14 protein-coding genes are annotated in these 14048 nt (G+C 41.3%); 8 read left to right on the forward strand and 6 right to left on the reverse strand.

Annotated elements, in window-relative coordinates:
• Positions 1–117: 117 nt before the first annotated feature.
• A complete protein-coding gene (gene rsmI / locus DK415_RS02945; protein WP_109432389.1) occupies positions 118–966 on the reverse strand; it encodes a 16S rRNA (cytidine(1402)-2'-O)-methyltransferase in 849 nt (282 codons plus the stop codon).
• A gap of 76 nt (positions 967–1042) precedes the next feature.
• On the opposite strand from rsmI, the gene DK415_RS02950 reads away from it, so the two are divergent.
• From DK415_RS02950 to dolP, 4 genes are all read left to right on the forward strand, one after another.
• The gene (locus DK415_RS02950; RefSeq protein WP_109432390.1) at positions 1043–2761 is read left to right on the forward strand and encodes a penicillin-binding protein activator; all 1719 of its coding nucleotides are present in this window, start codon (positions 1043–1045) and stop codon (positions 2759–2761) included.
• Positions 2762–2770: 9 nt separating this feature from the next.
• Positions 2771–3130 carry a YraN family protein gene (locus DK415_RS02955; RefSeq protein WP_109432391.1) on the forward strand — a complete coding sequence of 120 codons (360 nt, stop codon included), beginning with the start codon at positions 2771–2773 and terminating at the stop codon, positions 3128–3130.
• Between the two features lie 5 nt (positions 3131–3135).
• Entirely contained in the window at positions 3136–3720 is a 585-nt protein-coding gene (locus DK415_RS02960) for a D-sedoheptulose-7-phosphate isomerase (protein ID WP_109432392.1), read from the forward strand.
• Between the two features lie 65 nt (positions 3721–3785).
• Positions 3786–4373, forward strand: coding sequence for a division/outer membrane stress-associated lipid-binding lipoprotein (dolP, locus tag DK415_RS02965; protein ID WP_109432393.1), 588 nt, complete (start codon positions 3786–3788; stop codon positions 4371–4373).
• A gap of 94 nt (positions 4374–4467) precedes the next feature.
• Here dolP and can read toward each other — a convergent pair whose 3' ends face one another.
• Positions 4468–5160 (reverse strand): carbonate dehydratase, encoded by a 693-nt coding sequence (gene can / locus DK415_RS02970; RefSeq protein ID WP_109432394.1) that lies wholly within the window; start codon positions 5158–5160, stop codon positions 4468–4470.
• Between the two features lie 212 nt (positions 5161–5372).
• Between can and msrB the strand changes: the two genes are divergently transcribed.
• From msrB to DK415_RS02985, 3 genes are read left to right on the forward strand one after another with little or no spacing between them, the layout of a single operon-like run.
• The gene (gene msrB / locus DK415_RS02975) at positions 5373–6443 is read left to right on the forward strand and encodes a peptide-methionine (R)-S-oxide reductase MsrB (RefSeq protein WP_109432395.1); all 1071 of its coding nucleotides are present in this window, start codon (positions 5373–5375) and stop codon (positions 6441–6443) included.
• A gap of 3 nt (positions 6444–6446) precedes the next feature.
• On the forward strand, positions 6447–7088 hold the full coding sequence (locus DK415_RS02980) for a cytochrome c biogenesis protein CcdA (protein WP_109432396.1): 642 nt from the start codon (positions 6447–6449) through the stop codon (positions 7086–7088).
• 15 nt (positions 7089–7103) lie between these two features.
• Complete coding sequence (locus tag DK415_RS02985; protein WP_109432397.1) at positions 7104–7586, forward strand: redoxin family protein; 483 nt, start codon at positions 7104–7106, stop codon at positions 7584–7586.
• A gap of 73 nt (positions 7587–7659) precedes the next feature.
• Here the strand turns inward: DK415_RS02985 and DK415_RS02990 are convergent, their stop codons facing one another.
• Complete coding sequence (locus DK415_RS02990) at positions 7660–8289, reverse strand: DUF1919 domain-containing protein (RefSeq protein WP_109432398.1); 630 nt, start codon at positions 8287–8289, stop codon at positions 7660–7662.
• A gap of 58 nt (positions 8290–8347) precedes the next feature.
• The gene (locus DK415_RS02995; RefSeq protein WP_109432399.1) at positions 8348–9319 is read right to left on the reverse strand and encodes an oxidoreductase; all 972 of its coding nucleotides are present in this window, start codon (positions 9317–9319) and stop codon (positions 8348–8350) included.
• Positions 9320–9379: 60 nt separating this feature from the next.
• Here DK415_RS02995 and ybaK point away from each other — a divergent pair, with 60 nt between their 5' ends.
• On the forward strand, positions 9380–9859 hold the full coding sequence (gene ybaK, locus DK415_RS03000; protein WP_109432400.1) for a Cys-tRNA(Pro) deacylase: 480 nt from the start codon (positions 9380–9382) through the stop codon (positions 9857–9859).
• Between the two features lie 114 nt (positions 9860–9973).
• Here the strand turns inward: ybaK and DK415_RS03005 are convergent, their stop codons facing one another.
• Both DK415_RS03005 and DK415_RS03010 read right to left on the reverse strand, forming a co-directional pair.
• Positions 9974–11719 (reverse strand): ABC transporter ATP-binding protein/permease, encoded by a 1746-nt coding sequence (locus DK415_RS03005; protein ID WP_109432401.1) that lies wholly within the window; start codon positions 11717–11719, stop codon positions 9974–9976.
• Positions 11720–11774: 55 nt separating this feature from the next.
• On the reverse strand, positions 11775–14006 hold the full coding sequence (locus tag DK415_RS03010) for a TonB-dependent siderophore receptor (protein WP_109432402.1): 2232 nt from the start codon (positions 14004–14006) through the stop codon (positions 11775–11777).
• Positions 14007–14048: the final 42 nt, after the last annotated feature.

Below are 14048 nucleotides of genomic sequence, written 5' to 3' on the forward strand. Positions count from 1 at the left end.
GGCGAGAGATTTTCCTCTCGCCTTTTTATATGGAAGAAAGCGTTTATTATGGAAGAAAATGGAAATGGTATTTCGCGATTTTCAAGATAAAAAATACTTAAAAAACCAACCGCACTTTTAGCTTAAAAATTCTAAGCCGAACTGATACAACTGATTTTTTTTATAGCCGTAAAGTTCTGCAACAATAGCAGCTGCTTTCTTCAAAGGCAATTCTTGACTAATCAATTCAAGTGCTTTTACCGCTTGCGGAGAAATTTCATCATTGTTTTCTTCTTGTGTTTTTCCCTCAACAATCACCACCATTTCCCCTTTGGTGCGATTCGGTTCTTGCGCCAACCAAGAGATTAAATCGACTAACTTGTCGCCATGAATCGTCTCCCACGTTTTGGTAATTTCACGCGCCAACACCACATAACGTTCGCCACCAAACACGGTTTGCATATCCGCAAGGCTGTCTAAAATACGATGGGTCGATTCATAGAAAATCAAAGTGCGGTCTTCATTCTCCACGTTTTTTAGTTTATCCAAACGTGCTTTACTTTTTGCCGGCAAGAACCCCTCAAAGCAAAAACGATCAGAAGCAATACCCGAAGCACATAACGCGGTAATTGCCGCACAGGCACCCGGCAACGGCACAACTTGAATTCCCGCTTGGCGGCATTGACGCACTAAATGAAATCCGGGATCGCTAATCAGTGGCGTGCCCGCATCAGAAATTAACGCAATATTCGTGCCTTGCAATAATTTCTCCACCAACGCGCCCGCTTTTTGTTGCTCATTATGATCGTGTAAAGCAAAAAACGGCTTTTTAATGCCGTAATGGCTTAACAATAGCCCACTGTGGCGAGTATCTTCCGCGGCAATTAAATCGACTTTTTCAAAGGTTTCTAATGCTCGTTGAGTGATGTCCTGCAAATTACCAATCGGCGTGGCGACAATGTATAAAATTCCGTTTGAATTGCTCATTTCGTGTTTCTTTTATTTGCTTTTAGTGAGTGACATAAGTAAGATCGCCCCAATTGTTTCAACAAATGGAGTAATTATGCCTATTCTATTACAACGCATTAATTTTAAAAAAGGATTAATGCCTTTTTTCTTTACGCTGTTATTAGCGGGTTGTACTACCAGTTTTTTCGGTGGTAATACGGCTAATATGCTAAAAGAGGATGCGAATGCCAGTTCCGATTTTTATATGAACAAAATCGAACAAACACAAAAAGTGGAAGAACAACAAACCTATAAATTGTTGGCATCGCGTGTCTTGATAACTGAAAATAAAATCCCTCAAGCACAAGCCTTATTAAATGAATTAAAAGATCTCAATCCGGATCAACTTGTCGATAAATCCCTTATTGAGGCGCATATCGCGGCAGTAAAAAACGATAATACCAGTGCAACAAACATATTAAAAAGCGTGAATTTAGCGCAATTAAGTCCATCTCAAACCGGTCGCTATTATGCTGTAAAAGCACGCATTGCAGAAAATAAAGCAGACATTATTGAAGCAGTAAAAGCTCGTATTCAAATGGATCAAGTGCTTAGCGATGTACAAAGAAAACAAGAAAATAACGACCGCACTTGGGCGTTATTACGCAGTGCAAATCGTGGCATCATTAATAACACACAAGATGAAGGCAACCTTGCTTTAGCCGGCTGGTTGGCATTAACCCGTGCGTATAACGACAATATCAATCAACCGACACAATTAAGCCAAGCATTACAAAACTGGAAAGCCTCTTATTCAAATCACACTGCAGCTTATCTATTCCCGACAGAGTTACAAGGTTTGTTTAATTTCCAACAAACAGCATTGACCAACGTTGCCCTACTTTTACCTTTAAGTGGGAACGGTCAAATCCTAGGCAACACGATCAAATCCGGTTTTGATGCAGCAAGAGGCGGCGACACCTCCGTTCAAGTACAATTTTATGACACCGTGGCAACACCGGTGAATGACATTATTGCTCAAGCAAAACAAGCCGGTGCCCGTGCGATTATCGGTCCATTATTGAAACAAAACGTTGATACCCTACTCAACAACCCATCTGCACTTCAAGATCTAAGCGTGTTAACCTTAAATGCAACACAAAATGCCCGTGCAATCGGTCAAGTGTGCTATTACGGTCTATCTCCAGAAGATGAGGCGGAATCTGCAGCCAATAAAATGTGGGCAGACGGTATTCGTGAACCGATGGTTGCTGTACCACAAAACGATTTTGGACAACGCACCGCCACCGCGTTTAACGTACGTTGGCAACAATTGGCTGGTACAGATGCAAATATCAAATACTACAATCAATCTGCAGATGTCGGCGTTGCATTACAAGGTCAAAATCTACAAGGATTATATGTTGTAGCAAAAAGCGATGAATTGGCCGATTTAAAAACAGTTATTGACAACAGCGGTAGCAACATCAAATTGTATGCAAGCTCACGCAGCAACTCTTCCAATAACAGCCCTGAATATCGTTTATTGATGAACGGATTACAATTCAGCGATATTCCGTTCTTTAAAGATACGGATTCCGCCCAATATCAAAAAATTGCCAACAATACGAATGGCGATTACTCTCTCATGCGTTTATATGCCATGGGCGCAGATGCTTGGTTGCTTATCAATCATTTCAATGAATTACGCCAAGTACCGGGTTATCAAATTGACGGTTTAACCGGTAAATTAAGCGCCGGCCCAAACTGCAATATCGAACGCGACATGACTTGGTTCCAATACCAAAATGGTGGCATCCAGGTATTAAACTAAGTTGAACGTATGTTCTCTCTAAAACGTCAACAAGGGGCGAGATTTGAACAAAAAGCTCGCCTCTTTTTAGAATCTCAAGGCTTAACTTTTCTTGCAGCCAATCAGAATTTCAAATGCGGTGAATTAGATCTCGTCATGTTAGATCAAGACACCATTGTGTTTGTAGAAGTACGTCAACGTAAAAACGATCATTTCGGTTCCGCCGTAGAAAGTGTTGATTGGCAAAAACAACAACGTTGGATGGATGCCGCAAGTCTTTGGTTAGCGCAACGAAAGCAAAGCTTAGAAGATACAGATTGTCGTTTCGATTTAGTTGCTTTTGGCCATTCCGAGCATGACATTCAATGGATTCCCAACTTTCTTGATTAATCACTATGTTAAATAAACTCAATGCGTTATATGAAGAAAATATCAAAACGCATATTTACTCAAAAAGCTTGCTTAGCCCACAAATCGCTGAGGCCACACAGCTATTAATCAACAGTCTCTTACGCGGTAACAAAGTTATCGCTTGTGGAGAAGGACGTTCTTACATTAACGCACAATGCTTGGTAGCAAATTTACTCAATCGCTATGAATTAAAACGACCAAGCTTCCCTTCTGTTCTATTAAGCTTGGATAGTGCGGTCGGTTCTACTTTCGTTTCTGACAATACCCTAGAAAAGCTTTATCAACACCAATTCAATGCCATTGCACAGCAAGGCGATATTTTGGTGGTCTTTGCGCCATTAGGCAATGAGAGCAATATTCTCAACATTATCACGCACGCCGTGAACAAAGAGATCAATGTGATTGTCTTAACGGGAAACAGTAACGATCATATTCAAGGGATTTTAACGGAAAAGGATTTACACATTTCCGTACCAAGTTCAAAAGAAAGTCGAATTTTGGAAAATCATTTATTCATTATTAACAGCATTTGCGAACTGATTGATTTCAAACTATTCTCACATTCGTAACTTGACAGAAAGTAAGCGTTCAAGTCACACTAACGCTAATAATTAAACATAAAAAGGAGATGACTATGTTACCAAGTTCACTAAAAAAACTGGCATTCATTTTTGCTGGCGCCATGTTATTACAAGGATGTGTTGCCGCAGCTATTGGTGGAGCAGCCGTTGCCGGTGCCACCAAAGTCGCAACAGACCCAAGAACAGTAGGTACCCAAATTGATGATGAAACCTTAGAAGAAAGAGTAAAATCAGCCATCTATAAAGATCAACAAATTAAATCCGAAGCACGCATTAGTATCACCTCCTATAGCGGCCGCATCTTATTAACTGGTCAAGTGCCTAATGATAATTTACGAGAAATCGCGACATCATTAGCCAAAGGCGTACAAAATGTAAGTGATGTTTATAACGAAGTGCGCGTCGGACCAAAAGTGAGCTTTTCTCAAATCAGTAAAGATGCTTGGATTACGAGCCAAATCAAGTCCAAAATGCTTGTAGATTCCAAAGTAAAAACCAGTGATGTGAAAGTGATTACCGAAAACAATGAGGTCTTCCTATTGGGTAACGTAACGCATGACCAAGGCAATGCTGCGGCAGAAATTGCTCGTAATGTTTCCGGTGTGACTAAAGTAGTGAAAGTCTTTAATTATTTGAATTAATACCTGAAAAGTGCGGTCAAAAATGGCCGCACTTTTTCAACCAAACATGACTCAAACTAAAAGGGTTGAACATTTACGTTCAACCCTTTTTATATTATTCCACCTCTCGCTCATGATCTTTTTTCAACATTTCTTCTTCGTTTAATTTCAATAAACGAGCAATCGCATTGCGATAAGAAATTTCGAGAGTTTCACGACTGGTGGCAATTACACCCTGATCAACCAAGAAACCATCATTCACGTCATAAACCCAACCATGCAGAGATAATTTCTTGCCGTTTTTCCAGGCATTTTTCACAATGGAAGTACGTCCCAAATTATATACCTGCTCCGCCACATTTAACTTAGTCAACATATCGGCACGTCGTTCCGGTGAAAGATTGCCAAGCAAATGACCATGTTTGAACCAAATATCTCGGATATGCAATAACCAATTATTAATTAAACCCAAATCTTTATCATTCATTGCAGCATGAATACCGCCACAATTTGTATGGCCACAAATAATGATGTGTTCGATGTTCAGCACATCCACGGCATATTGCACCACGGAGAGACAGTTAAAGTCTGTATGAATCACTTGGTTAGCCACGTTACGATGAACAAATAATTCTCCCGGCTCCAAGTTCGTCAATTTCTCTGCCGGTACACGACTATCTGAGCAACCAATCCATAAGTAATGCGGCTGTTGATGCTCTGCCAATTCTTGAAAGTAAGTGGAGTTTTCCTCTTTCATTTTCGTTGCCCACGCATAATTGTTGGCAAACAAGGTTTCTATTTTTTTCATCGCCAATCCTCTTTCCTCAAAAATCAAAAGGTGCTCAGTATAGCCCAATTATTTTTTCGATAAAATTTCTTTTTATCATACGTTCTTCTTTCTATTCATGATTTAATTGTGCCTAAAATTCATGAAAAATGTGTAAGAAAGCCCTAGCCACTTCGTCTAATAAATACAAAGAAATCGGCATTACATTCTTTTCAAGTTACCAAGGAGTTCTCATGAAAAAATCAAAATTAGTCCTGATATTGACCGCACTTTTATCCTGTGCGGCAATCCCGACAAGTGTTATGGCAGAAAATCACGTTCAATCAACCATGGAGAAAAGCAACATGTCCGAAGCAACAAAAGATATCCACGAAATTTATTTAGCCGGTGGCTGTTTCTGGGGCATTGAGGCTTACGTGGAACGTATTTACGGCGTGGAAGATGCCGTATCCGGCTATGCTAACGGTAAAGGTGACAAAACCAGTTACCAAATGATCGGCATTACGGATCACGCAGAAACGGTAAAAGTGACCTATGATCGCAATAAAATTTCGCTAGATAAGTTACTGAAATATTATTTTCAAGTCATTGATCCGACTAGTGTCAACAAGCAAGGCAATGACCGCGGCAGACAATATCGCACCGGTATTTATTATCAAGACGTAGCGGATAAAGCTGTGATTGAAAAAGAACTTGCCGCACTGCAAGGAAAATACAAAAACAAAATTCAAGTTGAAGTGGAACCGTTACGCAATTACGTGTTGGCGGAAGACTACCATCAGGATTATTTAAAGAAAAATCCAAACGGCTATTGCCACATCGATTTGGAGCAAGCCAATAACGTCATCATTGATGAGAAAGATTATCCAAAACCAAGCGATGCGGAGCTCAAAGCCAAATTAACACCGTTGCAATATAGCGTGACACAAAACAAAAATACCGAACATTCTTTCAGTAATGAATATTGGGATAACTTCAAACCGGGCATCTATGTGGATGTCACCACGGGCGAACCGTTGTTCTCCTCCAAGGATAAATTTGAGTCCGGTTGTGGTTGGCCGAGTTTCACCAAACCGATTACTAAAGAGGTGGTAACTTATCAAGACGATCACAGCTTTAATATGCTCAGAACGGAAGTCATCAGCCGTAGCGGAAAAGCCCATTTAGGTCATGTATTTGACGATGGCCCGAAAGATAAAGGTGGTTTGCGCTATTGTATTAACAGCGCATCGATCAAATTCATTCCATTGGAAGATATGACAAAAGAAAACTATGGCTACCTGATTAATGCGGTGAAGGAGTAAAGAATGTTTGATCAGCAACTATTAATTGGCACGGTTTTCCTTGCTGGTCTCGCCTCCTTTTTGTCGCCTTGTATCTTCCCCATTATTCCTATTTATTTTGGCATTTTGGCGAAAGGCGGCAGAAAGATTCTGAACACCTTTTTGTTCATTGCAGGCTTATCCTTAACCTTTGTGAGCCTTGGATTCAGTTTCGGTTTTCTCGGCAATTTGTTCTTTAATGACACCGTTAGAATCGGTGCCGGCATTATCGTCATTATTTTAGGAATTCACCAATTAGGTATTATCAAGTTGAATTTCTTAGAAAGAACCAAAGTGGTAGAAGTGAAAACCGAAGGCAAAAGTGCCTCCTTTGAAGCCTTTTTCCTCGGACTGACCTTTAGTCTTGGCTGGACACCTTGTATCGGTCCGATTTTGGCTTCCGTTTTGGCACTTTCCGGTGACGAAGGATCTGCATTATATGGCGCAGGAATGATGTTGGTTTATGTACTCGGTTTGGCTACCCCGTTTGTGCTGTTCTCTTTGTTTTCCCAAGAATTACTCAAACGCAGCAAAGCACTGAATAAACACTTAGGTAAATTCAAAATTGTCGGTGGATTATTAATTATCGTCATGGGTGTTTTACTCATCACCAATAACTTACAATAAAAGGAAATATTAACTATGAAAAAAATTATTGCATTATTATTAATGGCATTCAGCGTAAATAGCTTTGCCGAAGGAGAAAACTCATTGAAAGACATTCAATTTAAGGACTTAAATAACAAGGTGGTCACACTCGATCAAGTTACCACTAAAGGCAAACCGGTTTACGTCAAAACGTGGGCGTCTTGGTGTCCGATTTGTCTTGCCGGTTTAGCGGAAATTAACGAACTCAGTGCCGATCAAAGCAAAAACTTTGACGTTATCACCATCGTTTCTCCAGAAGCCAAAGGCGAAAAGGAAACGCAAGATTTTATTGAGTGGTACAAAGGCTTGGATTACAAAAACGTCATTGTGTTGCTCGATGAAAGCGGCGAAGTCATTAAACGCGGAAAAGTTCGAGGTTATCCTTCTAGCTTGGTATTAGATGCCAATTTCACCCTTCAAAAAACCTTACCAGGGCATTTAGGCACGGCGCAAATTAAACAATTAATGGAAAATTAAATTCACTCACCATGAAAAAAGTGCGGTGAAAATCCACCGCACTTTTTTATTCTCTTGTTATCGTAAATTGCATTTAAGCTTGGTTAAACCAGGCTACGTAATCAAATTGATCGTAATATTTTTTGCCGTTCCAACCAGAGAATGCGAATAAATCGCCCACCTGATCATCTTGCTCAAAACCACGAATATAAAACGCCGATTTCAAGTGCGGATAAGGTTTATGGGTAAACACCACTTTATTTTTAAAGGGTAAGCGATCAAAGGCTTCAAGCTCTTCTTCAATCATACCTTGAGGGCTGTCTTTATCCGTCATAATGATAAATAAATTATCCAAATTGACACGTTTTAAACGGGTTTCCCATTTTTCTTGAGCTTCCTGCTCGCTGCGGTAATGCATAAAATGAATGGGAATGTCGTCCAACCAACCAATGGGATACGCTTTATCACTCGGCTTAAATACCAAGGTTTGCTGATGATAATGGGACATATTTTGCAAGTAACGAATAAAATCCCGCGGTTTAATAAATAAATTCACAAAAGGCGAATTAAACGGCTCGTTTAAATCGTGCAAAATGAACGCACCAACACAATTACTCGACAGCACAGACATTCCGTGATTTTGTAATCGCGCTCTTAATTCACGATTAATGGCTCTTCTGTGATATTTATTGATTGCACTTCTGATTTTTGAAAATAAAAACATGATGGATTCTCTGACAACAAAAAAGTGCGGTGAATTTCTACCGCACTTTTAACTTAAACTAATACCCTTTTTGATACACCAATTCCGCCAATTTCACGCCAAGCAACGCAATATCAAAGCGTTGTTCATCGGCAACCGACCAAAATTGCATGCCGTTTTCGAGTGCGGTTAAGCCACCAATATGCAATTTAGGCGCTTCACCGGCTTCAGCTTCCCCGTTTGTAACCGGTGTCAATGCAGACGCTTCACGATAATCCACAAGCTCATTGGCTTGCCATGCTTGAAGCTGTGCTTGCGCGTCAAATTCATACTCCGAACGCAACGTCACCATTTGCGCCATGCCATAAAAAACCGGCACGTGCACTTGATGGAAAATCACATTCGATAATTGAGGAAAAATTTTCTCTACTTGCGCAGCAAGACTTGTTGTCGATTTCGGAGACGGGAACACATCAAACGCCAAGCGTTGTTGTTCTTCATCTAATGGGATACCGTTTAACAACTGCGCCGTTTGCCCGGCCAGTTTATTCACGGTATCACTATCGATATAAGATGCCGGTAATAAGGATGTAACTAGCACCTGAGAAAGCGTATTTTCGCGGGCAAATTGTGACACAGAGAAAACAAATTGAGTGACTTGCGGATCTGGTAACGAAACAATGTTACGTTGTAATACAACTAACTGTTCATCATTAATACTTGGCACAATCAACGGCACATCATTTAACGAGGCACACACACCTTTCAAATCAATCACGACACAACCGGATTGTGCTGCTTTAGCCATATGCGCGGCATGCGTTACATCGCCGGCAAAGAAAACATAATTGAAATCTGACCATTCCGTTTTGTCTAATGGACGTTGTTCGACACTTTTATTATTAAACCGAATTCCTTGTTCTTCACTAAAAGGGAAAAGCTCAACGACGGATAAATTCTCAATTTCTAAACGACTCTGCTCTAATGTCTCCGCCAACTTCTCGCATAAATCAAATTCCGCAACAAGGGCGACATTTAAACTTGTACTCATTTTTTTCTCCGCAGTAAAATAAACGGGCTACATTTTACTGAATTATCATGAGGAAATACAATGACACCGGCGATTGACTTACTGAAAAAACACAAGGTGCCTTTCACGCTACACCATTATGATCATGCTCCTGACAACACCCATTTTGGGGATGAAGCCGCTGAAAAATTAGGCATTAATCCCGAGCAATCCTTCAAAACCTTATTAGTGGCAGAGAATGGCGATCAGAAAAAACTCGCCTGTTTCGTCTTACCGACCAGCCACATGTTAAGCCTAAAAAAAGCCGCGAAAGCCCTCGGGGTGAAAAAAGTAGAAATGGCAGACAAAGACGCAGCCCAAAAAAGTACAGGCTATCTGGTAGGTGGCATCAGTCCATTAGGTCAAAAGAAACGAGTCACCACCGTCATTGAACATTCCGCCTTAAACTTTGATCAGATTTACGTTTCCGGCGGAAAACGCGGTTTAAGCGTGGAACTCGCTCCGCAAGATTTAGCGAAGATCTTAAATGCGCAATTTGTGGACATTGTGGATGAAGGATAAAAGTGCGGTCAATTTTGAGGTTTTTTTATGATTCAACCTCTCCCCTCACACAAAAATGCGAGGAAGATATTTTTTAATGTCTTCCCCAATTTGTCCCCAAATACCACCGCACTTTTACAGCACTAACTGCTTATTATGAAACTGTTGCAACGTGCAACGATGACCGACACTGAGAATAATTATGTTTGGGAAACGGCTGCGGATGATTTTATACAGCAATTCTTCCGTCGGTTCGTCCAGTGCCGATGTGGTTTCGTCTAAAAAAATCACATCGGGTTGCATCAGAAGAATGCGAATAAACGCCACCCGTTGCAATTCTCCCGGCGAAAGAATAGCTTGCCAATCGTTGGATTCGTTAAGAGACGGAATGTATTTGCTCAAACGGCACTGCTCCATAGCCAACTCCAATTCGCCACGTTTAGGCTCAATATTCGGATAACAAATCGCTTCGCGTAACGTGCCTTGCGGCATATACGGGCGTTGTGGCAGAAACAGACTGTTGCTACATGGACGCTCTACCAGACCTTCCGTATCAAACGGATAAATCCCCGCAATGGCTTTGAGTAACGAGGTTTTTCCTGCGCCTGACGGGCCTTGAATGAGCAAAGCATCGCCATTTTGCAAATCCACGTTCAGATCCTTCAGCAAGACTTTTCCGTTGCCGTCTTTAATCCCGAAATGATGCAATGATACCCTATGAGAACATTCCACCGGCTGATGAATGTCCGTGCCGTCTAATTCGTCTAATTTGGTAAAAAAACCATACAAACGATTGAGACGCGCTTGATACAACGTGAATTCTTCATAGAACAAGCGGAAGAAAGACAACGCCCGCATAAGGCGATTGAAGGCTTGCACCGTTTGGTGCATATCACCTAATTTCACCTGTCCGGCAAAGAAACGTGGTGCTTGCAACATGAGCGGTAGAATCATGGCAATTTGCGTCACGCCGGTATTAAATCCATCCAACCCCAACATACGGCGCACAATTACCCAACGGTTGTGAATGATAGCGTGAAATTTCGCTTGTAAATTTGACCGCTCTTTTGTTTCACCGCCGTAAAACGCAATACTTTCTGCGTTATCACGCACGCGAATTAAGGAATAACGGTAATCCCCGTTCAATCGTTCTTTATCAAAATTCAATTTAATCAGCGGGTGCCCAATCCAAACGGAAAGTGCGGTGGCGACGATGATAAAAATATAAATAAAGAACACCACGCCTTTCGGAATCGGCACGCCGAGCAACACCAATATCCCTGACAAGCCCCACAGAATAATCGTAAATTCAATAGTGGACATCACGGAATTAATCAAGCCTTGCAACATGGTAACCGTGCCGCTAATAAATTCACGGGCATCTTGTTCGATACGTTGATCGATGTTATCCGGCAATTCTTTTTCGTATTTCAGACGATAATAATTTTTATGGCGCAACCAACGCACTAGCATTTCATTATTGAGTTTTTCTAACCAACGAATTTCAAACAGCTGGCGTACAAAATAATTGATAATGGAATGCACGATTTTGAACATCACCAACAAGGCATTCAGCCCGGCAAAAAACCAAAAGGCATCAGCTTTTTGTTCTTGTAACGAGGTATAAAGCCCGTTATAGAAAAAGGAATTCAGCACGCTGATTCGCACTTCCAGCAAAATCAAGGTTAGCAACAATAAAAGCAAACCGATAATTTTGTATGCCGATGAGGTTTGCACACAAGGTTGTGTAATCAGCCAAAAGCGTTGCCCGAAGTCTGTTCGTTTAAGCGCCAATGCCAATACCGCCAACACCGCCGACACGCCCAAAAGTGCGGTCAAAATCCAAGATAAACTATTATTAACTTCTGTTTGCCAATCCATTTGAATATCCAAAAAGAAAGGGCGTTAAACGCCCTTTAGGGATGAATGTATTTAATTAGAATTCCACTTTGGTATTAAAGATAAACTCACGTCCATAACCCAACGCCACCGGAATCAGTGTGTTTGTTGCATTGCCTGAAGTAGATGGGAAGTAGGTTTTATCCGTTAAGTTTTTACCGTTAAGTTGGAATGACACTTTCTTGCCGGAGATTTTGGTATCGTAGGCAATGAAGGCGTCATACACTACGGCATGTGGAATTTTATACGATTTCGCGTAGTTATTTGTATAGGCATACCAAGATCCCAAATAACGAGCGCCACCGCCAACACGGATATTGCCGAAATCAAATTCGCCCACATTATAAGCCAAGAATAAGGAGGCTTGATGCTTCGGTACGCCGGAAAGCTGCTGATTCACCGCGTCAGGGTATTTTTCATTTTCTAAGGATTTCACTTTGGTGTAAGTATAGTTCGCCGCCACGCTCAACTGATCGGTAAGTTGACCGTTTAAGTCAAATTCCACACCGCGGGAACGTTGTTTGCCGACGATATTTAATTCGGCATTAGCGCCACTACCCACTGCTTCTGCCACATTACGTTTATTGATGTTAAATAACGAAACTGTTGCATTAAAACCGGCATTTTCATACTTCGCACCAATTTCAACGGATTTGCCTTGTTCAGGTTTCAAATCGCCGTTCACAGGAGTTGCAACGCTCATTTGCGGACGGAAGGATTCCGAGTAATTAGCAAAAGTGGCAAAATCAGGCGTAAATTTATATACCGCACCTAATTGATAAAGCAACTTACCATCGTGCTGATCCGTATTACCGGTCTTCGTTACGTTTTGTCCTTTTGACACATCACAATTTGCTGCATTTAAACAATGGCGACCGGCAAATTGGTCAAAATATTCATAACGTAAACCGCCGGTCATAATAAAGCGGTCAGTGAAATAAGCGGTATCTTGAACGTAAACACCGACAGTTTTTAAATAGTTATATTGGTAAGCATTGCCATTGCCGTTTTTCTTCTGCGCAACAGGATTGGTGTAGTTTGGATGATCAATATTAATATCGGAATCCATGATGCCTTGGTTATAAATTGGACCAATATCACGAATATTACGCATAACATCCACACCGGCGACAAAACGGTTAGCAATCTCACCAATACCGAATTCACCCACGATATTTAATGTGCCACTATGCACGCGTTGATCGCCTTGTTGTTGCTCTATGGCTCGGCGTACATGGCGTGCTTTTAATTCTGGAGAGGTGATCACGCCCTTTTTATTTTTAACCGCAGGGATCGGTGTGTCTGCAACATTAATATTCGAAATACGCGCTTGATTATAGAAATATTCATAACGGGCATAGTTATAACCAGCGTTTAACTTCCAGTTATCGTTAAGTTTATGCTCAACTTTAAAATCAATGTTATCGGTTTTTGCCGTGGTTTCATTATTCGGTTCGTCTAAACGGCGGGAGACCGGAATATTCGGCAGAGAATTTGTCGCCGTTAATAAATTCGTCCCACGATCAAACGGCTCAAGAATATCTTTATGCTCATACGCCACGAAGACTTTGGTGGTGTCATTTTCCCAAGAAAGAGAAGGCGCATAAGTGGTGTTTTTAATTTTGCCGAAGTTACGCCAATAGTTCTTTTCTTGTTTGTCATAAATAAAACGATAAGCAAAGCCATTGCCTAAGCCGCCGGTGAAATCCACTTGTGTTCCCCACAAACGATGATTTCCCAATGTGCCGCCCACTACATATTTCGGTGTTTGTTGCGGTTTTTTGGTAATGATATTGACGACACCGCCCGGATCTTGAATGCCATAAAGCACAGAGGCTGGGCCTTTTAAGACTTCGACTGTTTCCGTGGTGGCACTAAAGTTCTTGGCAGGGCCGGCTTGCAAGCCGTTACGCATAATCGAATTATCACGATTGCCGCCAAAACCGCGTTTTTGAATGGAATCGAACATGCCGCCTAAGGTATTAGCTTGACTAACGCCACTCACATTGTAAAGCGCATCAATTAAGGATTCGGGTTTACGATCTTTTAATAATTGGGTGGAAAGAATATTGACCGTGTTCGGTGTATCCAGCACAGGCACCTCGGCTTTTGAGACCACAGAGGTCCCGGTGGTTTGATAACCGTTTTGCTTAATGCCGGTATCTTCAACAGTGATTTGTTCAAGATTTTCCGTTTTTTCTTCCGCATAAACAGACATGGATACCGCCGTTAAAAGTGCGGTGGAAATCAGGCTTAATTTAAATTTCATAACATTACCTTTTCGAGTCAAAAAACGGCGACAGTATAGCTG

Source organism: Aggregatibacter segnis (genome assembly GCF_003130075.1).
Taxonomy (GTDB): Bacteria; Pseudomonadota; Gammaproteobacteria; order Enterobacterales; family Pasteurellaceae; genus Aggregatibacter; species Aggregatibacter segnis_A.